The 24,398-nt window shown below is 51.3% G+C and carries 24 protein-coding genes; 4 read left to right on the top strand and 20 right to left on the bottom strand.

The annotated features are described in order from the left end of the window. Nucleotides 1-35 precede the first annotated feature (35 nt). Genes HRQ87_RS06920 through HRQ87_RS06910 form a run of 3 tightly spaced genes read left to right on the top strand, consistent with a single transcriptional unit; the run spans nt 36 to nt 3,939 of the window. Complete coding sequence (locus HRQ87_RS06920; RefSeq protein ID WP_174136657.1) at nt 36-1,400, top strand: glutamine synthetase family protein; 1,365 nt, start codon at nt 36-38, stop codon at nt 1,398-1,400. A gap of 3 nt (nt 1,401-1,403) precedes the next feature. Beyond that, nucleotides 1,404-2,789, top strand: a complete 1,386-nt coding sequence (locus HRQ87_RS06915) for an aldehyde dehydrogenase family protein (RefSeq protein ID WP_174136655.1) — start codon at nt 1,404-1,406, stop codon at nt 2,787-2,789. Between the two features lie 4 nt (nt 2,790-2,793). Then, nucleotides 2,794-3,939: an iron-containing alcohol dehydrogenase gene (locus HRQ87_RS06910; RefSeq protein ID WP_174136653.1), complete on the top strand. Its 1,146-nt coding sequence runs from the start codon at nt 2,794-2,796 to the stop codon at nt 3,937-3,939. Between the two features lie 182 nt (nt 3,940-4,121). Here HRQ87_RS06910 and HRQ87_RS06905 read toward each other — a convergent pair whose 3' ends face one another. After that, nucleotides 4,122-4,664, bottom strand: a complete 543-nt coding sequence (locus HRQ87_RS06905; RefSeq protein WP_246251837.1) for an aldo/keto reductase — start codon at nt 4,662-4,664, stop codon at nt 4,122-4,124. 227 nt (nt 4,665-4,891) lie between these two features. Continuing rightward, entirely contained in the window at nt 4,892-7,168 is a 2,277-nt protein-coding gene (locus tag HRQ87_RS06900; RefSeq protein ID WP_174136648.1) for an adenosylcobalamin-dependent ribonucleoside-diphosphate reductase, read from the bottom strand. A 111-nt stretch (nt 7,169-7,279) separates the two neighbouring features. Between HRQ87_RS06900 and HRQ87_RS06895 the strand changes: the two genes are divergently transcribed. Further along, nucleotides 7,280-7,711, top strand: a complete 432-nt coding sequence (locus HRQ87_RS06895; protein WP_174136646.1) for a DUF1489 family protein — start codon at nt 7,280-7,282, stop codon at nt 7,709-7,711. A gap of 12 nt (nt 7,712-7,723) precedes the next feature. Here HRQ87_RS06895 and HRQ87_RS06890 read toward each other — a convergent pair whose 3' ends face one another. The 18 genes from HRQ87_RS06890 to HRQ87_RS06805 form a co-directional block, all read right to left on the bottom strand. Then, nucleotides 7,724-9,190 (bottom strand): mannitol dehydrogenase family protein, encoded by a 1,467-nt coding sequence (locus HRQ87_RS06890; protein WP_174136644.1) that lies wholly within the window; start codon nt 9,188-9,190, stop codon nt 7,724-7,726. Next, nucleotides 9,190-9,963, bottom strand: coding sequence for an L-iditol 2-dehydrogenase (locus tag HRQ87_RS06885; RefSeq protein ID WP_174136643.1), 774 nt, complete (start codon nt 9,961-9,963; stop codon nt 9,190-9,192). The genes HRQ87_RS06890 and HRQ87_RS06885 overlap by 1 nt, the downstream gene beginning before the upstream one ends. Further along, nucleotides 9,960-10,964: an ABC transporter ATP-binding protein gene (locus HRQ87_RS06880; RefSeq protein ID WP_174136641.1), complete on the bottom strand. Its 1,005-nt coding sequence runs from the start codon at nt 10,962-10,964 to the stop codon at nt 9,960-9,962. Before HRQ87_RS06880 ends, HRQ87_RS06885 begins: the two co-directional genes overlap by 4 nt. Next, a complete protein-coding gene (locus HRQ87_RS06875; RefSeq protein WP_174136639.1) occupies nt 10,964-11,794 on the bottom strand; it encodes a carbohydrate ABC transporter permease in 831 nt (276 codons plus the stop codon). The genes HRQ87_RS06880 and HRQ87_RS06875 overlap by 1 nt, the downstream gene beginning before the upstream one ends. Nucleotides 11,795-11,797: 3 nt before the next feature. Further along, complete coding sequence (locus HRQ87_RS06870) at nt 11,798-12,670, bottom strand: carbohydrate ABC transporter permease (RefSeq protein WP_174136636.1); 873 nt, start codon at nt 12,668-12,670, stop codon at nt 11,798-11,800. A gap of 149 nt (nt 12,671-12,819) precedes the next feature. Next, the gene (locus HRQ87_RS06865; protein ID WP_174136634.1) at nt 12,820-14,136 is read right to left on the bottom strand and encodes an ABC transporter substrate-binding protein; all 1,317 of its coding nucleotides are present in this window, start codon (nt 14,134-14,136) and stop codon (nt 12,820-12,822) included. A 106-nt stretch (nt 14,137-14,242) separates the two neighbouring features. Beyond that, nucleotides 14,243-15,280, bottom strand: a complete 1,038-nt coding sequence (locus tag HRQ87_RS06860) for a LacI family DNA-binding transcriptional regulator (RefSeq protein WP_174136632.1) — start codon at nt 15,278-15,280, stop codon at nt 14,243-14,245. Between the two features lie 282 nt (nt 15,281-15,562). Then, nucleotides 15,563-16,861, bottom strand: coding sequence for an NADH-quinone oxidoreductase subunit NuoF (nuoF, locus tag HRQ87_RS06855; protein ID WP_174136630.1), 1,299 nt, complete (start codon nt 16,859-16,861; stop codon nt 15,563-15,565). Between the two features lie 6 nt (nt 16,862-16,867). Continuing rightward, entirely contained in the window at nt 16,868-17,092 is a 225-nt protein-coding gene (locus HRQ87_RS06850; protein ID WP_174136628.1) for a DUF5337 domain-containing protein, read from the bottom strand. Next, complete coding sequence (locus HRQ87_RS06845; protein WP_174136626.1) at nt 17,093-17,839, bottom strand: hypothetical protein; 747 nt, start codon at nt 17,837-17,839, stop codon at nt 17,093-17,095. A gap of 127 nt (nt 17,840-17,966) precedes the next feature. Then, a complete protein-coding gene (locus tag HRQ87_RS06840; protein WP_174136625.1) occupies nt 17,967-18,746 on the bottom strand; it encodes an NADH-quinone oxidoreductase subunit E in 780 nt (259 codons plus the stop codon). 125 nt (nt 18,747-18,871) lie between these two features. After that, a complete protein-coding gene (nuoE, locus tag HRQ87_RS06835; RefSeq protein ID WP_174136623.1) occupies nt 18,872-19,981 on the bottom strand; it encodes an NADH-quinone oxidoreductase subunit NuoE in 1,110 nt (369 codons plus the stop codon). Nucleotides 19,982-20,252: 271 nt separating this feature from the next. Then, complete coding sequence (locus HRQ87_RS06830; protein ID WP_174136621.1) at nt 20,253-20,411, bottom strand: hypothetical protein; 159 nt, start codon at nt 20,409-20,411, stop codon at nt 20,253-20,255. Then, nucleotides 20,411-21,622 (bottom strand): NADH-quinone oxidoreductase subunit D, encoded by a 1,212-nt coding sequence (locus HRQ87_RS06825; protein WP_174137179.1) that lies wholly within the window; start codon nt 21,620-21,622, stop codon nt 20,411-20,413. Before HRQ87_RS06825 ends, HRQ87_RS06830 begins: the two co-directional genes overlap by 1 nt. Then, entirely contained in the window at nt 21,622-21,858 is a 237-nt protein-coding gene (locus HRQ87_RS06820) for a DUF805 domain-containing protein (protein WP_174136620.1), read from the bottom strand. Before HRQ87_RS06820 ends, HRQ87_RS06825 begins: the two co-directional genes overlap by 1 nt. A gap of 55 nt (nt 21,859-21,913) precedes the next feature. Next, nucleotides 21,914-22,813: a sulfotransferase gene (locus HRQ87_RS06815; RefSeq protein WP_174136618.1), complete on the bottom strand. Its 900-nt coding sequence runs from the start codon at nt 22,811-22,813 to the stop codon at nt 21,914-21,916. Between the two features lie 291 nt (nt 22,814-23,104). Then, complete coding sequence (locus tag HRQ87_RS06810; protein WP_174136616.1) at nt 23,105-23,710, bottom strand: NADH-quinone oxidoreductase subunit C; 606 nt, start codon at nt 23,708-23,710, stop codon at nt 23,105-23,107. Continuing rightward, nucleotides 23,707-24,240, bottom strand: coding sequence for a NuoB/complex I 20 kDa subunit family protein (locus HRQ87_RS06805; RefSeq protein ID WP_174136614.1), 534 nt, complete (start codon nt 24,238-24,240; stop codon nt 23,707-23,709). The genes HRQ87_RS06810 and HRQ87_RS06805 overlap by 4 nt, the downstream gene beginning before the upstream one ends. Nucleotides 24,241-24,398 lie beyond the last annotated feature (158 nt).

The raw sequence follows: 24,398 nt of genomic DNA, 5'->3' as shown, positions 1-24,398 counted from the left end.
AATCCGGGGCAGCTTTCGCGATAAAGGACACATTCATGCCCGGCACCCTAAGTTTTGATGATCTGAAATCGCGCGTTCAAAAGCGTACGATTGACACGGTTCTTGTCTGCCTTGTCGATATGCAGGGTCGCCTGATGGGAAAGCGCTTTCATGCGGTTAATTTCATAGAAACCTCTTATAAAGAAACCCATTGCTGCAACTATCTGCTGGCCACTGATCTGGAAATGGCCACACCGGATGGCTATGCCGCAACAAGTTGGCAGACCGGATATGGCGATTACGTCATGAAGCCGGACCTGACAACAATTCGCCCCGTTCCATGGCTGGAAGGCACCGCGATGGTTCTGTGCGATGTGCTGGATCACCACACACATGACCCGATCCCCCATTCCCCCCGCGCGATTTTGAAAAAGCAGATTGCCCGGTTAGAAGGTTTGGGGTTCACCGCCATGATGGCAACCGAACTAGAGTTTTTCCTGTTTGAAGGCAGCCTTGATACAATTTGCAAAGACGGGTTCAGAAACCTACAACCAATCAGCGGCTATAACGAAGATTACCATATCCTTCAGACCACCAAGGAAGAAGGCATCATGCGGCCTTTGCGGAACCATTTGTATGCCGCTGGTATCCCTGTTGAAAACACCAAGGGCGAGGCCGAAGCAGGTCAGGAAGAACTGAATATCCGCTATGCTGCTGCCCTTGATTGCGCGGATCATCACACAATTGCCAAGCACGCGGTCAAAGAAATCGCATGGTCGCAGGGCCACGCGGCAACGTTCCTGCCCAAGTGGTCTGCAGATCGCGTGGGCAGTTCATCCCACGTGCATCAGTCCCTTTGGCAAGATGACATGCCTGCCTTTGTCAACACATCCGACCCACTTGGCATGTCCGATCTGATGCGCAATTATATGGCCGGACTGATCGCATATGCCCCTGAATACACTTACTTTCTGGCCCCATATGTAAACAGTTACAAGCGGTTTGCCAAAGGGACATTTGCACCAACAAAAACCGTTTGGTCCGTGGACAATCGCACCGCAGGCTTCCGTCTTTGCGGTGATAACACCAATGGGATCCGGGTCGAATGTCGCATCGGTGGGTCTGACCTGAACCCCTATCTGGCACAAGCCGCGATGCTGGCGGCCGGGATAAAGGGCATTGAAGATAAGCTGGAATTGGCCCCCGCCACCAAGGGCGATGTATACGAGGATGCAGGTGCCCAGGAAATCCCCCGCACGTTGCGCGCGGCAACGGAAACCCTGCGTGGATCTGATATGTTGCGCACAGAAATGGGCGATGAAGTTATCGACCATTACGTCCGCGCGGCTGAATGGGAACAGGAAGAATTCGACAAGGCGGTGACCGATTGGGAAATCGCCCGTGGCTTTGAAAGGGCCTGAACTATGATCAAATGTATTTCCCCGATCGATGGATCCATTTACGCAGAGCGTGAGGTAATGAGCCAGGAAGACGCTGTTATTGCCGTCACACGATCACAGGCGGCACAACGGGCGTGGGCGCAAACCCCGCTTGAAACGCGGATTGATCTGGTCATGAAGGCTGTCGAAAATCTGGGCGCAATGAATGACGATATCGTGCCAGAACTGGCATGGCAAATGGGGCGACCGATCCGGTATGGTGGTGAATTCGGCGGCGTGAATGAACGGGCCAGCCATATGGCCAAGATTGCACAAGAAGGCCTGACCCCGACCACGGTCGAAGACAGTGAAAAATTTCACCGCATGATCAAGCGTGTCCCCCATGGTGTTGTTCTTGTGATCGCACCGTGGAACTACCCTTATATGACGGCGATCAACACGGTCGTCCCAGCACTGATTGCTGGTAATGCCGTTATTTTGAAACATGCTTCGCAAACCCCGCTTGTGGGCGAACGCATGGCCAAGGCGTTCGAGGATGCCGGGATTTGGCCAGACATCTTTCGCAATGTATTCTGGGATCATCAGCTTACATCGCATATGATCAATGCCCGGCCCCTGAATTATCGCGTCATCGATTACGTGAATTTCACAGGCTCGGTTCAGGGTGGGAAGTCCATTGAAAAAGCCGCAGTGGGCAACTTCACCGGGCTTGGTCTGGAACTGGGCGGCAAAGACCCGGGCTATGTGATGGAAGACGCAAATCTGGACGCCGCAGTCGATACGCTGATCGATGGCGCGATGTTCAATTCAGGGCAATGTTGTTGCGGGATCGAACGGATCTATGTGGCCGAGCCGCTGTTTGACGCGTTCGTCGAAAAGGCGGTCAATATTGTCAATGGTTATAAGCTGGGCAATCCGCTGGACCCTGACACAACACTTGGCCCGATGGCACAAACGCGCTTTGCCGACACCGTCCGTTCCCAAACGGCCGAGGCCATCGCGGCAGGTGCCAAGGCTCATATTGATCCCGCGCTGTTCCCCAATGATAGCGGTGCCTATCTGATGCCACAAATTCTGACCAATGTGACCCACGACATGCGCGTGATGCGTGAAGAAAGTTTTGGACCTGTGGTTGGGATCATGCCTGTGAAAGACGACCACGAAGCGGTTGATCTGATGAACGACAGCCCTTACGGCCTGACCGCATCGCTTTGGACCGAAGACCGCGCGCGGGCGGAGGCGATTGGCGATCAGATCGACACCGGCACCGTGTTTCAGAACCGGGCCGATTACCTTGACCCCGCCCTGTGCTGGACTGGCTGCAAGGACACCGGACGTGGTGGTGGGCTGTCAGTGATCGGGTATCACAATCTGACCCGTCCCAAATCCTATCACCTTAAGAAAGCCTGACGTTATGACGATCACCGCAACCTGGTCCTACCCCACCGCCATCCGTTTTGGCGCTGGCCGTATTTCAGAAATCGCTGATGCCTGTGCATCGGCCGGGATCACTAAGCCATTGCTTGTTACTGACAAAGGCCTGGCTAGTCTGCCAATCACCCAAAATACCCTGGACCTGCTAGAGACCGCCGGACTGGGCCGCGCTATGTTTTCAGATGTGGACCCCAACCCGACCGAGGTGAATGCAGACGCGGGCATAAAGATGTTCCGCGATGGTGGGCATGACGGTGTGGTCGCGTTCGGCGGCGGTTCGGGATTGGATCTTGGTAAGCTGGTTGCGTTCATGGCAGGTCAAACCCGCCCGATCTGGGATTTTGAAGATATCGGTGACTGGTGGACCCGTGCAGATGCGGATGCCATCGCCCCCATTGTGGCTGTGCCCACCACTGCCGGTACCGGGTCCGAGGTTGGGCGCGCTTCTGTCATCACCAACAGCCAAACGCATGAAAAAAAGATTATCTTTCATCCGAAGTTTCTGCCTACAATCGTGATCTGCGACCCAAAACTGACCGTTGGGATGCCACCCGCCATCACCGCAGGCACCGGAATGGACGCCTTTGCCCATTGTCTTGAGGCATACTGTTCCCCGCATTACCACCCTATGTCGCAAGGTATCGCACTGGAAGGCATGCGGCTGGTCAAAGAAAATCTGCCGCTGGTTTATGCCGACGGTACCAATATTGACGCCCGCGCCCATATGATGTCGGCCGCCGCTATGGGCGCCACGGCCTTTCAAAAGGGTCTGGGGGCGATCCATGCGCTGTCGCACCCCATAGGCGCTGTCCACCACACCCACCACGGCACAACCAATGCCGTTGTCATGCAACAGGTGCTGTTGTTCAACAAGCCTGCAATTGCAGATCGGCTTGCCATGGCGGCAAACTATCTGGGCATATCAGGCGGTTTTGACGGGTTTTATGACTTTGTGGGCAAGATTAACACGACGTTGGGTATTCCAAAATCCCTGACTGATCTGGGTGTCAAAAACCCCGATATCGACGTCCTTGTCACATCTGCTTTGAAAGACCCGAGTTGTGGCGGTAATCCCATTGAGCTAACAAGGGAAAATACCAGAAAATTGCTTATGGCATGCCTTTGAAGAGTGATGGCGATTAATAGATCTTTGATATGAAGTGCTTTTGACCAATCTATTCAGCACAGGGTTAGCGACGACAACGGCAGATCTAATTGGTGCAATCGAAGATCTGATGGAATGGCACTAACTTTTTTGAATTTGGACCGCCCGTTTTAAACGGCCCAAACGCTTAGATTTCAATACCTTTAGATCCTAGAAGGCGCCTCTACATCTGACCATTCCGCGACCATCTGTGGTGCGCGCGTGCCTTGAATTTCGATGGCGGCCACCGCGCGGTTCAGCTCGGCTAGCTCGACAGATGTGAAATCTATCTCGGTTGCGCCAATGTTTTCCATTAAATGCGGCATCTGCGTTGTTCCAGGGATGGGCACAACCGAAGGTCCCTGTGCAAGAAGCCAAGCCAACGCGATCTGACCGGGTGCTGCGTTCTTGCGCACAGCCCATAATTGGAGCAATTCAACCAAAGCCATGTTTGCCTGTCTGTTTTCGGGGTCCATACGAGAGGTGCCGGCGCGGAAGTCGCCCGGGGCAAAGCTTGTCCCCATATCGATAGCGCCGGTCAAAAATCCGTATCCCAGTGGGCTGAACGGGACAAAGCCGATACCGAGCTCATCGCAGAGCGCGAGCAACTCGTCTTCCGGCCCACGCCACAACATCGAATATTCATTCTGCACGGCACTTACAGGCAGTTCGGCGTGCGCCCGCCGCAAGGTATTCAGGTTGAGCAAACTCCACATAAAAGTGAGGGAAGTTTCGGGAGGCAGGTCACCCGGAACAACAGCAAGACTGACATATGTCCGCGCCATAAATACAGAATGACGCTCAATGAGGTAGCATTGCTAACGTCACATCGACGTCAAAGCCCAGAAATTGCATGTTAGCTGTCAAAAAGTGGCAACTCGGCGTCAACAAGTGTCACCTTACGTGTCATTCCAGAAGTTACATTTCTTTAAGGTCAACTACATTTCGAATGGCCGCAGCTGCCGCAGGTCATGCAACCTTCGATCATGCGCAGGTCGTAGCTGCCGCAGTTGGGGCAGGCTTTGCCGCGGGGGCCGTTCAGGTTGACGACGGCGGCCTGTGGGTCGGTTTTCAGACCCATGCCTTCGCCGTCGATAAAACCGATCGTGATGAGGTGGCGTTCGATGACACCACCGATCGCTGCCAGGATCGAAGGCACGTATTTCCCATTCATCCAAGCGCCGCCGCGGGGGTCGAAGACAGCCTTCAGTTCTTCAACCACGAAACTGACGTCGCCGCCGCGCCGGAACACGGCGCTGATCATGCGGGTTAGGGCGACCGTCCAGGCGAAGTGCTCCATATTCTTGGAATTGATGAACACTTCGAAGGGCCGCCTGTGGCCGTTCAGCACGATATCATTGATCGTGATGTAGATCGCATGTTCGCTATCGGGCCACTTCAGTTTATAGGTGCTGCCTTCCAGTTCCTGCGGGCGGTCGAGCGGTTCGCTGATATAGACGACTTCGCCATCGCCCCGGACTTGCTCCGGGGCCTCGGACAGCGGCGCTTCGTCCTTTTCCGACACGCTTAAAACTGACCCCGTCACGTCGTTCGGGCGGTAGGTCGTGCAACCTTTGCAGCCGGTGTCCCAGGCCTGCATATAGACGTCCTTGAAATCGTCGAAACCAATGTCTTCCGGGCAGTTGATGGTCTTGGATATCGAACTGTCCACCCACTTCTGAGCCGCCGCCTGCATCTTGACGTGATCCAGTGGGGGCAGGGTCTGGGCGTTGACGAAGTAATCCGGCAAGGGCGCATCGCCGAATTTGTCGCGCCACAGCTGAACGGCGTAATCGACGACCTCTTCCTCGGTCCGCGATCCGTCTTTCTGCAGCACTTTGCGGGTGTAGGCATAGGCGAAGACGGGCTCGATCCCTGAACTGACGTTGCCTGCGTAAAGGCTGATCGTGCCCGTCGGCGCGATCGAGGTCAGCAGCGCGTTGCGGATGCCGTGTTCTGCGATAGCGGCGCGGACGTCGTCGTCCATGTCCTGCATGTGACCGGTGGCTAGAAATTTGTCTGCGTCAAACAGCGGGAACGCGCCCTTTTCGCGGGCCAGATCGACCGAGGCCAGATAGGCGGCCCGCGCGATCTGGCGCATCCAGCGTTCCGTCTGTGCGGCGGCCTCATCCGAGCCATAGCGCAGCCCGACCATCAGCAGCGCATCAGCCAGGCCCGTGACGCCCAGCCCGATCCGCCGCTTCGCCTGCGCCTCAGCCGCTTGGGCGTCCAACGGAAAGCGGCTGGCATCGACCACATTATCCATCATCCGAACGGCGGTGGCGACCAGATCATCCAGCGCGTCCTGATCCAGCGCGGCGTCCTCCTCAAACGGGTCCTGCACCAATCGCGTCATATTGACCGACCCCAATAAACAGGCCCCATAAGGCGGCAAGGGCTGTTCACCACATGGGTTGGTCGCCGCAATGTTTTCACAATAATTCAGGTTGTTCATCGCGTTGATGCGGTCGATAAAAATCACGCCCGGTTCGGCATAATCATATGTCGACTGCATGATGTTGTTCCATAAATCACGTGCCTGAACCGTGTGGTAAACTCGGTCCTCGAACATTAGATCCCAGCTTGTGTCGGCCTTCACGGCCTGCATGAAATCATCCGTGATCAGAACACTCATATTGAACATACGCAGGCGGACGGGGTCAGATTTGGCAGTGATGAAATCTTTGATATCAGGATGATCACAGCGCATCGTGGCCATCATCGCACCGCGACGGCTGCCTGCGGACATAATTGTGCGACACATCGAATCCCAAACATCCATGAACGACAAGGGGCCAGATGCATCCGCAGCCACACCTTTCACATCTGCACCCTTGGGCCGGATCGTGCTGAAATCATAACCGATCCCGCCACCTTGTTGCATGGTCAGTGCGGCTTCTTTCAACATATCGAAAATGCCGCCCATACTGTCAGGGATCGTGCCCATGACAAAGCAATTGAACAGCGTTACCGACCGTTCGGTGCCAGCACCCGCTGTGATGCGACCGGCAGGCAGATATTTGAAATCTTCAAGCGCGTGATAGAATTTTTCTTCCCAATGCGCCGCGTCCGTTTCAACCACCGCCAGTGCACGCGCGATCCGACGCCACGAATCTTCGACCCTTTTATCAATAGGTATGCCATCCGCCTGTTTGAAACGATATTTCATGTCCCAGATCTGCTCAGCAATGGGGGCAGTGAAACGGCTCATGGGCGCAGGATCCTTAGATAAACGTGGCAGGGGTTCTACGATAAGGCTTTTGGTTGATCTTCGCAATAACTAGGTTAAGTTTAAAGATTATCACCATATCTTGGGTTCTTCATGACAAAATTCGTCAATCTTGTGAAATTAAGCGTGGGCAGCGAAACTGTTGAAACCCTGATGAACTGGCAAAAGCAATCGCGGGCCAAGGGACCAGATGGCATGCCCCGCCATGTAACGCGCATGTGGCCCAAGCGCGAGGCCGAGATTTTGAACGGTGGTTCGATTTACTGGGTGATCAAAGGCGTGATCCTGTGCCGCCAAACAATCCTGAGATTGGATGAAGTGATTAGCCAAGACGGCATCCGCCGCTGTGGAATTGTACTGAAACCCGACATCATCCGGACTGAGGCTGTGAACAAACGCCCTTTTCAAGGCTGGCGCTATCTGAGCCCTGCAGATGCGCCCGCTGACCTGACCCAGGCACGCCAAAACGAACAGGAATTACCCCCGCAACTTAGTGCTGCACTTGCCGATATCGGTGTCAGATAATCGCTTACAAAGCTAGCCGATATATGTTTTCAGAACGGCTTCGGTGCCTTGTGTATATAACGCTTCTAGGTTGCGTTGAAAACTGGATGAAAATGCCGCGTTGTCCGCAAGGTCGCCAAAAATAACCTTAAGCTGTAAAAAAGCCTGTGGATTTGTCTTGGCGCGCTTTGCATGATCTTTCAACAGATCCGCTGACGGATCATCAATTTTGATAGCAGCCCCGTTATCGTCTGTTCCTTGCAAGTAACGACACCACAATGCAGACACCAGCGATAACCCGTTTATAGATCCACCCCGTGCCAACTGATCTCGGACTGTTGGCAGTATAAATTTGGGCTGACGGTTCGAGCCATCTTGACACAAACGCGGAATTGTATCGGCCACGCCTGGGTTTTCCAGGCGTTCAATCACCTTTTTATAGTACTCTGCCAGATCAGTATTCGGCACAGGTGGCACATTGGGCAGGATTTCTTCTGTCTCAAGCTTGTTCAGAAAACCCCGGATCAACGGATGGTGCGCTGCGTCATGAACAAAATGAATGCCAAGCAGCGCTGCAGGATAGGCCATGGCTGCATGACCGCCGTTCAAAATGCGGATTTTCATAAGCTCGTACGGTGCAACATCATCGGTCAGCGTGACACCTATCGCATGAAAAGCAGGGCGCCCTGTCGGAAAGTTATCCTCTAACACCCACTGACGAAAGCTTTCGCACGTTACGGGGCGTCGATCATGGATACCAAAGCGGTCGCGGATCATTGCACGTTCGCGATCAGAAGTGGCCGGTGTAATCCGATCAACCATCGCACATGGAAAGACCACATGATCGGTAATCCAATCCGCCAAATCCACATCAATTTGCTGGGCCAGTCCAATGACAGTTGCACGTGCGACATGGCCATTGTCAGGCAGATTATCGCATGACATCACCGTAAACGGGGGTATATCCAACGCCCGTCGAATCTTGAGCGCGGCGATGATCGCACCGAAGACGCTGCGCGGCGTATCAGGATTTTTGGCATCATGCTGCATATCCGGGTGGGTCGGGTCAAACAGTCCCGTTGATGCATCAATGTAATATCCACCTTCGGTTACGGTCAGCGATACGATGCGGATCGCTTTACCGGACATAGCGGAAATCAGTGGCCGGTTGTCTTGCTGTACGGGCAGAAAGTCGATCATGGTGCCCGTCACAATGGCGCGATCACCTGACGGATCCATCTCGTATACGGTTGTTAGCCAATCCTGGGCAGCAAGATCATCGCGGATTGTATGATCAGATGCACGCACACCAGCGCCAATGATAGCCCAATCATGGTCACGACCCAGCTGGAACAGGTCGTGCAGATACAGCGCCATGTGCGCACGGTGAAAGTTACCTAGCCCGACATGTACAATGCCTGGCTTAAGATCACCACGATCATAGGATGGACGCGCGACATCAGTTGGTAAATCATTAATGGTGTTCAAGCCAAGTTTCATCAGCTCATCCATTGGCCGCCATCGACGTTATACGTCTGGGATACGATATAATCGGACTCTTTTGATGCCAGAAAAACCGCCATCCCTGTCAGGTCTTCTGGAACAGCAAATCGACCCGCAGGGACGCCTGCTGCAACTTCAGATTTTTTCTGGCCCAGTTTTTTGCCTTCAAGCTTTGAAAACATCGCATCAACGTGGTCCCAGTGGTCCCCATCGACCACACCCGGCGCAATGGCATTAACATTTATGCCGTCCTTAATCAGATCAAGACCTGTTGATTGCGTTAACGAAATAACAGCCGCTTTGGTCGAACAATAGACAGCAACCAACGGTTCACCACGACGTCCAGCCTGACTGGCCATATTTATAATTTTACCACCATGACCCTGTTTAATCATCTGGCGGGCGGCGGCCTGTAGGGTGAAAAGCATACCCGAAACATTGACGGCATAAAGCGTTTCATAGCTGTCGCGCGTGATATCCACGGTTCGCGCGGCATCGAAAATCGCGGCGTTGTTAATCAAGATATCCAGCTTACCAGCCTTGGCCACAACCGTCTTGATCGCGGCATCAATACTGTCCTGACGGGTCACATCCATGTACACCGCGTAGGCCTGATCGCCAAGTTCATCGGCTGTATCTTGGGCCGCGCTATCGTTCACATCAGCAATCGCAACCGTGGCCCCTTCGGCAATATAGGCCTGCGCAAAGCCACGACCAATACCGCGGGCAGACCCGGTAATCAAAGCTGACTTTCCAGTCAGTCGCGTCATACCAACCGCAACCCCTGTGCATCAAACCGGTGCAATTTATCCATCTCGGGCGACAGAAAGATCGTGTCCCCATGGCGCGCTTCGATATCGCCGGTGATCCGCAGGGTCATTGTATCCATCAGACCCGTTTCGTGGACATGTATGAATGTATCAGACCCAAGATGTTCGGCCACACCAACAACACCTTTCCAAGTACCTTCGGATTTGGAAACCGTCATATGTTCAGGGCGAATACCGATCGTTGCCGCGCCGTGCTTTTCAGCTTCCGCCCCTTCAATCAGGTTCATTTTAGGTGAGCCGATAAAACCAGCCACGAACTTGTTGCGTGGCTTATGGTACAACTCAAGCGGGCTACCGACCTGTTCAATCACACCAGCCTGCAACACAACAATCTTGTCGGCCATGGTCATCGCTTCAACCTGATCGTGGGTGACATAAATCATCGTCGTTTCAAGCTTTTTGTGCAGTTCCGATATCTCAAGCCGCATGCCGACACGCAAGGCTGCATCCAGGTTGGACAGAGGTTCATCAAACAAAAACGCCGAAGGTTCCCGCACAATCGCGCGGCCAATTGCAACGCGCTGTCGCTGACCACCAGACAACTGCCCAGGACGGCGATCAAGGTAATCAGTCAGGTTCAAAGCTGTGGCCGCGGCATTTATCTTGGCATCCTGTGCCGCCTGATCCATCCCGGCCATGCGCAATGGAAACGCGATATTCTTGCGCACCGACATATGCGGATAAAGGGCGTAAGATTGAAACACCATGGCAAGGCCACGCTTGGCGGGTGGCAGAGCAGTCGCATCCGTATCATCAATTTTGATCACACCTGATGTCGTATCCTCAAGCCCGGCGATCAGCCGCAGCAATGTGGACTTGCCGCATCCTGAGGGGCCGACAAAAACGACGAATTCACCTTCGTTGATATCCAGATCAAGCGGAGGAATGACCTGGACATCACCAAAGCTTTTTGTGACTTGGTTAAGACTTATCTGGCCCATTATTTAACCGCTCCGAATGTAAGGCCCCGAACGAGCTGTTTCTGTGAAAACCAACCCATAATCAGGATTGGTGCGATTGCCATCGTGCTGGCAGCGCTGAGTTTGGCGTAAAACAGCCCTTCTGGGCTGGAATAACTTGCAATGAACGCCGTTAAAGGGGCCGCTTTTGCAGCCGTAAGGTTGAGTGTCCAGAACGCTTCGTTCCAGGCAAGAATGATATTCAACAACATCGTCGACGCGATACCAGGCAAGGCCATCGGTGTCAGAATATACAGAATTTCTGACTTCAGGCTTGCCCCGTCCATGCGCGCGGCTTCAAGAATGTCGATGGGGATTTCCTTGAAATATGTGTACAGCATCCACACAATGATCGGCAAATTGATCAGGGTCAGAATAACCACCAGCGCAATGCGGCTGTCCAACAGCCCAAGATTGCGACTGATCAGGTAGATCGGGATCAACACACCAACGGATGGCAACATCTTGGTGGACAGCATCCACATCAATATATTCTTAGTCTGCTTACTTGGCACAAACGCCATAGACCATGCAGCAGGAACTGCAATTGCCAGACCGATCAGCGTTGATCCTAACGAAATGATCACCGAATTCATAAAGTGGAGCGGATAATTCGACCGGGCATTAACAACATTATAGTTTTCTAGCGTCCAGTTGAACCAGAACAGGGACGGCGGGTCAGCGATGGCTTCGGCTTCTGTCTTGAAACTGGTGATCACCGTCCACAGGATCGGGAAAAAGATCAGTAATCCGATGGTCCAAGCCAGAATTGTTACGATGACGGTTCGACGTTTTGAGATTGCGCGTGCCATATCTTAAGCGTCCAGGTTCTTGCCGATCGCCCGCATCAGGAAGATCGCAACAATGTTTGCAAGGATGATGGCGACAACGCCACCGGCGGAACCTTCGCCCACGTCATAATTCAGAAGGCTTTCGGCATAGACCAGATAGGTCAGGTTCGTGCTAGCCGTCCCTGGGCCGCCGTTTGTGGTCACAAGTATCTCGGCGAAGATCGACAAAAGGAAGATCGTCTGGATCAAGATCACCACTGTGATCGCGCGGGACAGATGTGGTAATGTAATGAACCAGAACCGGTTCAGCGCACTGGCACCGTCCATCTCGGCGGCTTCCATCTGTTCACTATCAAGCGACTGAATAGCTGTCAGCAGGATCAAAGTTGCGAATGGCAGCCATTGCCAGCTAACGATGCCGATGATCGACATAAGCGGTGCCTGAGACAGAAAATCATAAGGTTCAAGCCCCACGGCTTTTGCAGCATAGGCAAACAACCCATTGACCGGATTCATAAACATATTCTTCCAGACCAAGGCCGACACTGTTGGCATCACGAAAAACGGCGCGATCACCAGTATTCGAACAATCCCCTGCCCCTTGAAAGGTTGGTCCAGCAATATGGCCAGCAGAATACCTAACACCACAGTTATGATCAAAACGCCTAATACAAGGACAAGGGTATTAATCAGCGCACTTGTAAACGCCGGATTTGTCAGGAAGTTTTCATAGTTTCGAAACCCTACCCAGCCTTGGCGGTCAGGTGTTAATAGTCGATAACGACGGAACGAATAATAAAGCGTCATACACAAGGGAATCAGCATCCATGCCAACAAAAGAAATGTTGCCGGTGCGATCATTATACGGGCTGCGGATCTTGAATGCTGTGTAGACATTTTGTCTTCCCCCCTTGGAAAGGCCGACCTTGCTGATCATCACATGCTTGGCGTCAGATCATCTGACACTGCATGACGCCTATCGTGCAAATGCTGTACAAGCAGGGCCAATTGGAAGGCCGTTAGCCCTGCTCATCATGAGGCGTAGATCAGTCTTGGTAACCTGCGTCCTGCATTTCCGACGTCGTCAACTCTTGCGCGTTTGCAAGTGCGTCTTCAACGCTTGTCGTACCCGCAAGGGCCGCCGAAAACTGCTGACCAACGGCTGTTGCAATGCCCTGAAATTCCGGGATCGCAACAAACTGAACGCCCGTGTATGGAACCGGATCCACAGTTGGATTATTCGGATCAGCAGAATTGATGCTGTCCAGCGTCATCTTTGCGAAAGGAACAGACGCATAGTTGGGGTTTTCGTAAAGCGACGTCCGCGTTCCCGGAGGTACGTTTGCCCACCCTTCGTTTTCAGCGACAAGTTCCGTGTATTCCTTGGATGTTGCCCATGCGACAAATGATTTGGCTGCATCAGGTGCATCTGTGCTTGTGGGCACAGCAAGTGACCAAGCCCAAAGCCAATTGCCACGTGGACCAAGACCATTGTCAGGCGCCAACGCAAACCCGACACTGTCAGCCACCTGGCTGTCATTAGGATTGGTTATAAAGGATGCAGCAACAGTTGCATCAATCCACATACCACACTTACCTGTCTGGAATAACGTCAGGTTTTCATTAAATCCGTTGCTTGATGCACCAGGAGGTCCGGATTCGTTCATCATATCAACATAGAAGTTCAGGGTGTTCGCCCAGGCTTCCCCGTCAAACTGTGCATTCCATTCTTCATCAAACCAACGTGCCCCGAACGAATTCGACATGGCTGTCAGAAAAGCCATGTTTTCACCCCAACCCGCTTTTCCACGCGCACAGATGCCATAGATTTCATTTTCGCGATCCGTCATTTCGGCGGCCGCTTCACGAATGAACGTCCAGGTCGGCGCTTCGGGCATTTCAAGACCGGCGGCCTCCATCAAGTCCGTCCGATACATGACCATAGAGCTTTCGCCATAAAAAGGGGCTGCGTAAAGCTCACCCTCTACTGTCAAACCACCAGCAATCGCAGGCAAAATATCAGCCTGATCCCATTCAGCAGGCAGATCGTTCAATGACATCAACCAGCCCTGCTTGCCCCAGATCGGCACTTCGTATGTACCGATGGTCATAACATCGTACTGACCACCACCTGTGGCAATATCGGTTGTAACCCGCTGACGCAGGGCGTTCTCTTCTAGAACAGCCCATTCAATCGTGTTCCCCGTTGCTTCTTCCCATTGCGAAGAGAGCTCTTGCATACGGATCATGTCACCGTTGTTGACTGTCGCGATGGTAATTTCCTCGGCTGAAACGGCGGATGTAATACCAGCCACAAGCCCTATTCCCGCAGCTGTATTCAGCAATGCGCGTCTGATAATCATAAGTGACCTCCCATTTTTACGTGTGTAAAATTTACTAGGGATATGACAGTTACGTCAACTTAAAAATTTTCAACCGAAACTTCTGCATTGCAGCATTATTTTGAAATCATGCGGACTCGCGCAATTTTAATACCCCATCAAAAAGCTGAATTCGCGGCGTATCATCGGTGTCTTCGTTGTTGATCACCTCAATCAGCCTTGAAACCGCTGCCTTTCCAATAGCTTCGAAATCTTGGGCAACTGTCGTCAGTGCTGGGGTCGTAAATGGGCACAGTGGGTAATCATCATGCCCTGCGATGCGTAATCCGCCTTTGGCGCCGCGACCAGGAACTAGCCCGTGCCGCGATGCAGCGCGAAGCGCGCCGATTGCAACACGGTCATTCACACACAGAATCGATCTGTCAGTAAACTGTCCACGGGCAAAGAAATCATTCAAAACAGCTTCACCGTGAGCTTCGAAATACCACTGATCTTCGACCAAATCGGTTCCAATGACGACAGGTTTGTGCCCTAACGCCGTGATACAGTCCATGTATGCTTTTTCACGCTCCATCGCGTTGAAATTCACCCGGGGCATAGCAAGGAAGATTGGCGGTTTGCCTACGCGACACAAATATTTTGTAATTAAACCAGTGCTTTGCTTGTGGTCCGTCCCAACGAAATCAACCTCAAGCATCGTCGCAGGTCTTGAATCCACAAGTACAAATGGCAATCGGGATTGTAGGCGCTGATGCACAACTAGATCGCTTCGGTTGCCCAATGGCACGACAAGCGTACCGTCGACATTCATTGACATGAAAGTCTCTGCCGCACGTGCTTCGATGGCTCGATCTGAATGCGAACACTGCGTAATAACGGTGTATCCCGCATCCATTGCAGCCATTTCAATGGACTCAAGTAGTTTCGTGAAAAACAAATCATTCAAGTACGGAATGATGACGCCAATCATTCCGGTCGACTTCCGATTCAACCGCGTTGCAAAGAAATTTGGAACGTATTCAACACGCTCCAACCCAAGTTGAATTTTCTTCGCTGTTGATCCGCGCACACTGTCAGGGCTTTGAAAATAGCGCGATAGGGTTGGACGGGACACGCCGATTGCGACTGAAAGCTCTTCCATTGTTTTTATTTTTGGCTTTTTCATCGACTGTCAAACCTCATTTTAGCAACTCACACCACAAGCTAGTCTAGTTTAGCATATTACATCAAAATATTTTAACACGCGTAAACTATTTTTGCGGCTGGAATATACATATAAGCTTTAGCACATACACAACGCAGTAATTGATATGACGGATCAAGCCATACCAATTAGCAGATTTCCATGTTGTAGAAACATATCGCTTTGATTGATTGCCACAGTCAGAAATAATTCATCGTCCCAAAAGCACGTACATTTCTGAATTAATGGGATCAATTATATCAATTACTCTGCAGCAACCGCGCTTACCCGGCCTGTACGTTTATGCTTGATGCGATCTTCAATCTCATCTCGGAAATGGCGTATTAATCCCTGAATCGGCCACGCTGCTGCATCGCCCAAGGCACAGATTGTATGGCCTTCAACCTGCTTGGTGACATCAAGAAGCATGTCGATTTCCTCAACTTCAGCCTCGCCCTTGACCAGACGATCCATTACACGCATCATCCAACCTGTACCTTCGCGACAAGGTGTACATTGACCGCAGCTTTCGTGTTTATAGAACTTTGACAGACGCCAGATCGCTTTGATCACATCGGTCGAATTGTCCATCACGATAACCGCCGCAGTACCCAAACCCGATTTCTGTTCGCGCAGCCAATCGAAATCCATAATTGCGTCTTCGTGCATTTGTTTGCCCGGGATCATCGGCACAGATGATCCGCCCGGGATCACTGCTTTCAGGTTATCCCAGCCCCCCCGAATGCCGCCGCAATGCTTGTCAATCAATTCTGCAAACGGAATCGACATCGCTTCTTCAACAACGCATGGGTTATTCACATGGCCCGAGATCGCGAACAGCTTGGTGCCCGCATTATTCGCACGACCAAAACTGGAAAACCATTCAGGCCCACGCCGCAGGATTGTTGGTACAACAGCGATGGATTCAACATTATTCACAGTCGTTGGACACCCATAAAGCCCGGCCCCGGCAGGGAATGGTGGCTTCATACGTGGCATACCCTTCTTACCCTCAAGGCTTTCGAGCAACGCGGTTTCCTCGCCGCAGATATAGGCGCCAGCGCCATGGTGCAGATACAGATCGAAATCCCAACCCGACTTGGCGGCATTCTTGCCCAATAGCCCCGCATCGTAAGCCTCATCAATGGCGTTCTGCAGAGCCTCTTTTTCGCGGATATATTCACCCCGAATATAGATATAGCAGGCATTCGCATTCATCGCGAAGCTGGCGATCAGACACCCTTCGATCAATGTGTGCGGATCATGACGCATAATCTCGCGGTCTTTGCAGGTACCGGGTTCAGATTCGTCTGCATTCACAACCAGATAGGCAGGGCGCCCGTCGCTTTCCTTGGGCATAAAAGACCACTTCAGACCGGTAGGGAAACCCGCGCCACCACGGCCCCGCAAACCGCTGGCCTTCATTTGGTCAATGATCCAGTCGCGACCGTTTTTGATCAGCTTGGCCGTACCATCCCAATGACCCCGCTTTTTGGCGCCAGCAAGTGTCCGGTCATGCATCCCGTAAAGATTGGTAAAGATACGATCCTTATCGTCCAGCATCCAATATCATCCTTTTGGTTTGCGGTTCTTTTGCCAGATTTGCCATGTCAGGAAAAGTGCCCAAATGAACGCAGCCATGGAAATCAGATAAAACAAGAACTCGACGCGCGGTTCCAAACCAAGAATTTGGACAAGCCAGGGCGCAACAATCGTTAACACCCCCGCACCGGCCATCACCAGGCCCGCGGTTAAGCCTTGGTTTGCGCGAACCTTATCGTCTTGCTTCGTCATTTATTTGTTTTTCACCAGCGATTTAGCTTGTGTGACCCACTTATCGCGCATTGGCATACCTTTAATGGCATCCAATTGATCATCAATCCAACCCACTTGCTTATCGTTCCAACTGGCAACCTGATCAAAGTGGTATATGCCCAGTGCATTTAGCTGCTTTTCCAACTTTGGACCAACGCCCTTTATCAACTTTAAATCATCTGCCTTGCCATTCTTGGCCACCTTTAAAAGCGCAGGTTTGGTATTATCTACCTTTTTGACATTAGGCATTGCAGCAAGTGTAACAGGACCCTTTTTGGCACCGCTACTTGATTTCGCTTGATAAATTTCAGTCGCAGGCTTTTTTACATCAACCTTGGCCGCTTTTTTGGGCGCTGCAACCTTAGAAACTATCTTGGCCTGGGTTTCAGCCGCTTTTGGTTTTGCAACTGTTTTCTTAACGTTCACCTTCGCCATAACCGGTTCTGCTTTTTTAACAGCCGCTTTTTTCGTAACAAGTTTGGTCGGCTGCGCGGTTTTAACGGCTGATTTCACAGGCTTTACAGCTTTCGTTGGTATATCCATAACACCATCATCAGACACTACAGGCAGGCCTGTCATCGCACGCATATTGAGCACAGGGGCTGCCCATGCCATACGCCAGTAATAGACACCAACAGCAGCCATCGCAGCAGTTGGGGCTGTCATGCTGATCGCAGTCGCTGTCAGTTCTGAAGGTTTATTAAAAAATCGTATCGTATCGCTCATCGTTTGCTCCAATGATTAAGAGGACAGACCACATATCCATGTGGCTGCTGTTGCTGCCCCGCTCCTCCCACCGGTGCTGGTCACTGTGGCCCGATATTAACCGGATCGCAGCAAATCACGAAAGGCGTTAATAGACATCGCCTTTTTTCACCTTCTTAGAAAACTCAGTCTGTTCGCCTTTTGCCAACAGCTTTGCTTGTTTGACCCATTCATCACGGGTAACGCGGCCCTTAAAGCCTTCTAGGTTTTGGTCAACCCATTCGACTTCCTTTTTGCGCCAGCCGCCGATTTGATCAAAATGGAAAACTCCCATCGAATGAAGCAATTTTTCAAGCTTAGGTCCAATACCTTTGATCTGCTTCAGATCATCAGGGCCACCTTTGCGTGCTGCTTTCATGAATTCCGGCTTTCCATCTGCCGAAACAGCCTTTTCTGTTTCCGCAGCAGGTTTTTTCGCTGCTGGCTTCTTAGTAGCCGCTTTCTTAGCAGGCGGCTTTTTGGTTACAGTTTTCTTAGCAGGCACTGGCTTAGGCGTTTCAGGCTTTGGCGCTTTAGCTTTTTCAACTGGCGTAGCCTTAGCAGCTGGCTTTTCGGCGGGCTCATCAACAACAGGCTCCGATTCAGAGGTGTCATCTAGCTTTGCCGCTTGTGCAGCCGCACGTTCTACAGTGCGTTTAGCCGCCGCCGGACGCGGCGTCGGAGCAGCGGGTTCAACCACTTCATCAGAAACGGGCTTTGCAGCAATCGCGTCACCAACTGTCGGTGCCTGGCCGGCACGATTTACGCTCACTTCATTCGGGCCCGGGAGTGGTTTCAGCATGACCCAAGACAAAAGACCGCCTGCAATGAAAAATATAAGGAACGCAACAAATGCCGCTTGAATAAACAACCAATCGCCCAAAAGCATCAGCAGGACCAACGCCAAGAAAGCGCCCAATCCTGCGATTGCCCAACATGTCAGCGCGGCACCCGCACCCCCTGAATTTTGCGTCATATCATCCGTCTCCCCGTCCCTAATTCAATTCGCCCCGCTCAGTTCTCTCCTTTTTTGGACTTAGCTGAGAATTCCGTCTCTCCGCCTTTCGCCAAAATTTTTGCCTGTGACACCCAATCGTCGCGGCTAACCCGCCCTTTGAAACCTTCCAGATTTTCATCAACCCAGGCGATTTCATCCGCGCTCAAGGTTGCAATCTGATCAAAATGGTAAAACCCAAGGGAATGCAACACTTTCTCTAATTTAGGGCCCACACCTTTTATCAACTTCAGATTGTCTACGCCAGTCTCACGCGGCTTATCCAATGTCTTTGGTTTTTGCCCAACATCAGATGGAATAGCTGCAAGTTTTGCATCGCTGGCACCCTTTGATACGGCCGCTTCTGAACGGCGGGCCATTCCTTGCCCACGCGTCGTTTTTTTAGAATTTGCGGCGTTTCCTGGCGCTTTCCATGGCGTCAAAAGCGGTACTTCGGTCCCATCAATGCGCTTAACCGTATCCCCGATATCCACAGCAAGTGCCGCAGATGCGTTCAGTGGTGGCTTGGTCGCCTCGTATTCTGTCAAGCTGGTCAAACCCGAAGCAGGCTCTGCCGCATAGCGCCCATTCTGCGGCCCTGGAGTTGGCACGTTACCTGCGGCCAATTCATCAATGATTTCCGCCAGGCGTTCGGTTGTCAGATCTTCGTAATAATCCTTGCCAATTTGTGCCATTGGCGCATTCGCACAAGATCCCAGACATTCAACTTCTTCCCAGCTGAATTTGCCATCTGAACTTAGCTGATGTGGCTCGGTCGCGATCTTTTCTTGGCATACGCCAATCAAATCTTCGGCCCCGCAAATCATGCAGGATGTCGTGCCACATACCTGAATATTAGCAACAGATCCGACAGGTTGAAGTTGGAACATGAAATAGAATGAAGCCACTTCAAGCGCGCGAATATAAGCAAGGCCGAGCATCTCGGCTACGTGTTCAATTGCAGGGCGCGACAGCCAACCTTCCTGCTCCTGCGCACGCCATAAAAGCGGGATAATCGCGCTGGCCTGACGACCGTCTGGATATTTTGTCATCTGCGCTTCTGCCCAAGCCTGATTGGCTGGGGTGAAAGCGAATATATCAGGTTGTTCGTGGTGAAGTCGGCGAAGCATCCCTGGAACGTCCTTTTCATTTCTTCGCGTAAACCATTTTCACAGCTTACAAACACACAATCCATGGTTGGCGTTTGCCTTACAATATGGCGCTGAAATCGTAAAGAGCAGGTTGATCAAAGTCAGACATTGATCACTTAACACCACACTGGTCGATCAATCACGGCCAATCGCCTTCTTCTTGGTAAAAATATTCTCGCCGAAGGCACCCCGAGTGTCGGATAGGACACGAGATAAAAGATGTGGCGCGCGTCAGCGCGCCTCTGTTATTTTAAAGATATGTTCGCGCAAGCCCAATAACGAATGCAACAACAGCACCTATTACAGCAGCCTTGATCAATCGGTTACGCCCTTTTGCGGCATAAGCTGCAGCCAAACCCGCAGCAGCGCCAACAAACAAAAGCCAAAGGTTAATCGTAATTGTTGTCATCACCGATCAATCTCGCCAAAAACCACATCCATAGTACCGATAATCGCTGCCACATCAGCCAGCTGATGGCCTTTGCAGATATAATCCATCGCCTGAAGATGCAGATAACCCGGTGCCCGCAACTTCGCGCGATAAGGCCGATTTGTTCCGTCAGCCACCAGATAGACACCAAATTCGCCCTTTGGCGCCTCAACCGCGCAATAAACCTCACCTGCAGGTACGTGAAAGCCTTCGGTGTAAAGTTTAAAGTGATGGATCAGCGCCTCCATCGACGTTTTCATTTCACCCCGACTTGGAGGTGTGATTTTACCCCGCGCCAGCACATCACCCGTGGCTTCGCGCAGCTTTACAATCGCTTGGCGGATAATGCTTGTAGATTGGCGCATCTCCTCCATCCGGCATAGATAACGGTCATAGCAATCGCCATTTTTACCCACGGGGATTTGGAAATCAAATTCATCATAGCATTCATAGGGTTGTGCACGGCGCAAATCCCACGCCAACCCAGATCCGCGCACCATAACACCGCTGAAACCATAGTCTTGAATGTCTTCTTCGGTCACAACACCGATGTCTGCATTACGTTGCTTGAAAATGCGGTTTTCAGTCAGTAATTCGTCTATGTCGTTCAGTGCAGACGGAAAGTTAATCGCCCATTCTTCGATATCATCCAGCAGATCATCAGGCAGATCCTGATGCACGCCACCGGGTCTAAAATAAGCGGCATGCAAACGCGCGCCACACGCGCGTTCATAAAAGATCATCAGTTTTTCACGCTCTTCAAAGCCCCAAAGCGGTGGCGTTAGCGCCCCCACATCCATGGCTTGCGTCGTGACATTCAGCAGATGGCTTAAAATACGTCCGATTTCGGAATACAGCACCCGGATCAAAGATGCGCGACGCGGAACTTCAACGCCGGTCAGCTTTTCAATCGCTAGACACCAGGCATGTTCCTGGTTCATCGGGGCCACATAATCCAATCGATCCAGATAAGGTAGGTTCTGCAGATAGGTACGGCTTTCCATCAACTTTTCAGTGCCACGATGCAGCAGACCAATATGCGGATCACAACGTTCAACAATCTCGCCGTCCAACTCAAGCACCAAACGCAACACCCCGTGTGCCGCGGGGTGCTGTGGCCCGAAGTTGATATTGAAATTCCGGATCTTCTGTTCGCCCGTCAGGACATCATCGAATTTAGAACCATCCATCATTCAAAAACCTCCACTGGATCAACGCTGTGTTCTGGCCAACGCTTTAAGGCAACAATCCATAGCAAAATCAAACCACCATAGAAAGGGACGATATGCATCACATTCCACCACGGCGAAAGACCCAATCGTCTGATAACGATAAAGACGGGCACACTCATGGCTGACCAAAGCACCATAATGATGATCAATGTCGCAATAGGTATATTCAGCATATAATAGCTTTCTGTAAGCATAGTACGTCTTTTATAAGGTGCAGCGTCACTAAGCGCTGCAATTCCATGGATTGTATCATAAAGCCACTTTCAGCATATCATAATGTTGATGCCATCGTGCTGGTAACGACCCCATCTGCTTTTCAACAGCAGTATATTGCGGTTTTAACAATCGGCCCATGCGGTAAAATTGCTCTGACGTCCAGTTCAGTTGAATACCTTCATGAATCCGGTCATCCGACTGTGCGGGTTCAAAATCAACCTCAAGAAAATTGCAGATGCGGTTCAAAGCATCTTGATTGAAAAACTCTTCAAAAAACAGCACCAGCCTTTGCCGTTCTGGAACGATAGACTCCAATTTCTGTAAAGCCTCAGCATAATCACTTCGCGCAATCATCAAAGGATCTTGGCCATTTTCAACTTGGGTTAAAATAACATCTGCACTTACAGCCATGTCCTTTGATTTATATTTTGCCCGCCGCGTATTCATCCGGATATGCGACCACATACGGTCTATCGGATCACGCATGATGTAAATGAAGCGCGTATCACCGCCATTCAAATGCACCATACTCTTAATCGTTGATGCCTGCAGCGTTGAATAGGCTGGCGTGATATCAGCAACCACTTTAGCTGTCGGATTAAGCGAATGCAGAAAGGCGACATAACGTGGTATATTTTCTGCCCGCTCGGCTATGATCGACAACCATCGGTCCAATTCAGCTAACTGCCGATACAAATAAGCGCGCTGTTCTTGCTCTGCCTCTTGCAGTCTAAAGCGCATTTCAACACGCCGCTTGATAATACGATCAACAGATCGCATGAAATTCTCGTTTTCAACAAAATCGAAATAATGAAGCTCTTTAAGAAAAGACGTGGCACATTGCGGATGATCCTGCAGGTAACGGTGCAGCCAAGTTGTCCCAGCTTTCGTCGCACCAACACAAAAAAGAACGGTGGGCTTAGACGTTGTCACCTGATTTCAGTCCTTTGGATCGAAACAAAACAATCACTTTTGCAATGCCACTCGTTTAAAACTTAGAACAAAATCATCGCCCCGGCCAACGCTTTAATGTCACAATCCATAACAAGATCAAGGTACCGAAGAATGGGATCAGCTGCAGAAGATTCCACCAATACGATAGCTTTAAACGCATCATGAGCAAAAAAACAGGAATGGCCATCACAAGCCAACCAATAAGCAATGGGATAAGATCAAGGAAAATCCTCCATGCCAATTGTGATGCAAGTATATCTGTCTCTGACACTATGGTGTGTCTTTTTTCTCATCACCTGGTAAAATATACTCCGCACCTTCCCAAGGCGACATGAAATCAAACTGACGATATTCCTGCACAAGGCTAACAGGCTCATATACCACACGCTTTTCCGCCTCGTCATAGCGGACTTCGGTATAACCCGTTGTTGGGAAATCTTTACGCAATGGGTGTCCACGAAACCCATAATCCGTCAGGATACGACGCAAATCAGGGTGGCCGGAAAATAAAATTCCAAACATATCAAAGACTTCGCGTTCAAACCAATTGGCGCTTGGGTGCACGTCGATGATCGACGGCAACATGTCCTCTTCGCGGATCGATACGCGCAGACGAATACGATGGTTTTGATACATCGACAGGAAGTGGTAAACGACATCAAACCGTTTTGCCCGAGATGGATAATCAACAGCCGTTAGATCCACAAGAGTCGAAAATTGGCAGGACGGATCATTTTTCAAAAACTCGATCAATCCAAAAAGCGACGCAGGTGCAACATCAACATTCAGTTCGTCATGTTCAACAGCAAAAGTTAAAACACAATCCGGGCGCTTTGCGGCGATCAGTGCGCCGAGTTCTTGCAAGGCTTCAGTCATCGTATAATCGTCCCTGTGCGGCGAATTTTACGTTGTAATTGCAAAATACCATACAACAGCGCTTCGGCTGTGGGCGGACAGCCTGGTACGTAGATGTCTACTGGCACGATGCGATCACAACCACGCACAACCGAATAGCTATAATGATAATAACCGCCCCCGTTGGCGCAGGACCCCATGCTGATCACATAACGTGGCTCGGGCATTTGGTCATAAACCTTGCGCAATGCCGGGGCCATCTTGTTGGTCAACGTGCCAGCAACGATCATCAGATCCGACTGGCGTGGGCTGGCGCGCGGGGCTGTGCCAAAACGTTCAAGATCATAGCGCGGCATTGAGGTGTGCATCATCTCAACCGCACAGCAGGCCAAACCAAACGTCATCCAGTGCAGCGACCCGGTACGCGCCCAGTTAATGATATCTTCGGTCGAGGTGACAAGAAATCCTTTATCCTGCAACTCGCGGTTCAACTCTTGTGTTGCGACCTCGCGGTCGGGGCCCGCCGTGTTGGCATTTGTAGCAACTGACATGTGCTGAACCTCCTGGGTTGCTGCGCCAAACTTTCGCAGCGAAATAGAATGTATGTGTTACGATATCTGTCTAACGAATGGTTTGAACCGTTGCAACGCGACATGCGCGCCCAGAATGTTTCTAATCCAATGATGAACAGGACAATTATCACATCTGA

Origin of the sequence: Parasulfitobacter algicola (assembly GCF_013315265.1) — a bacterium.
GTDB classification, from domain to species: Bacteria; Pseudomonadota; Alphaproteobacteria; order Rhodobacterales; family Rhodobacteraceae; genus Parasulfitobacter; species Parasulfitobacter algicola.
This window is presented reverse-complemented; position numbering and strand designations above follow the sequence as displayed.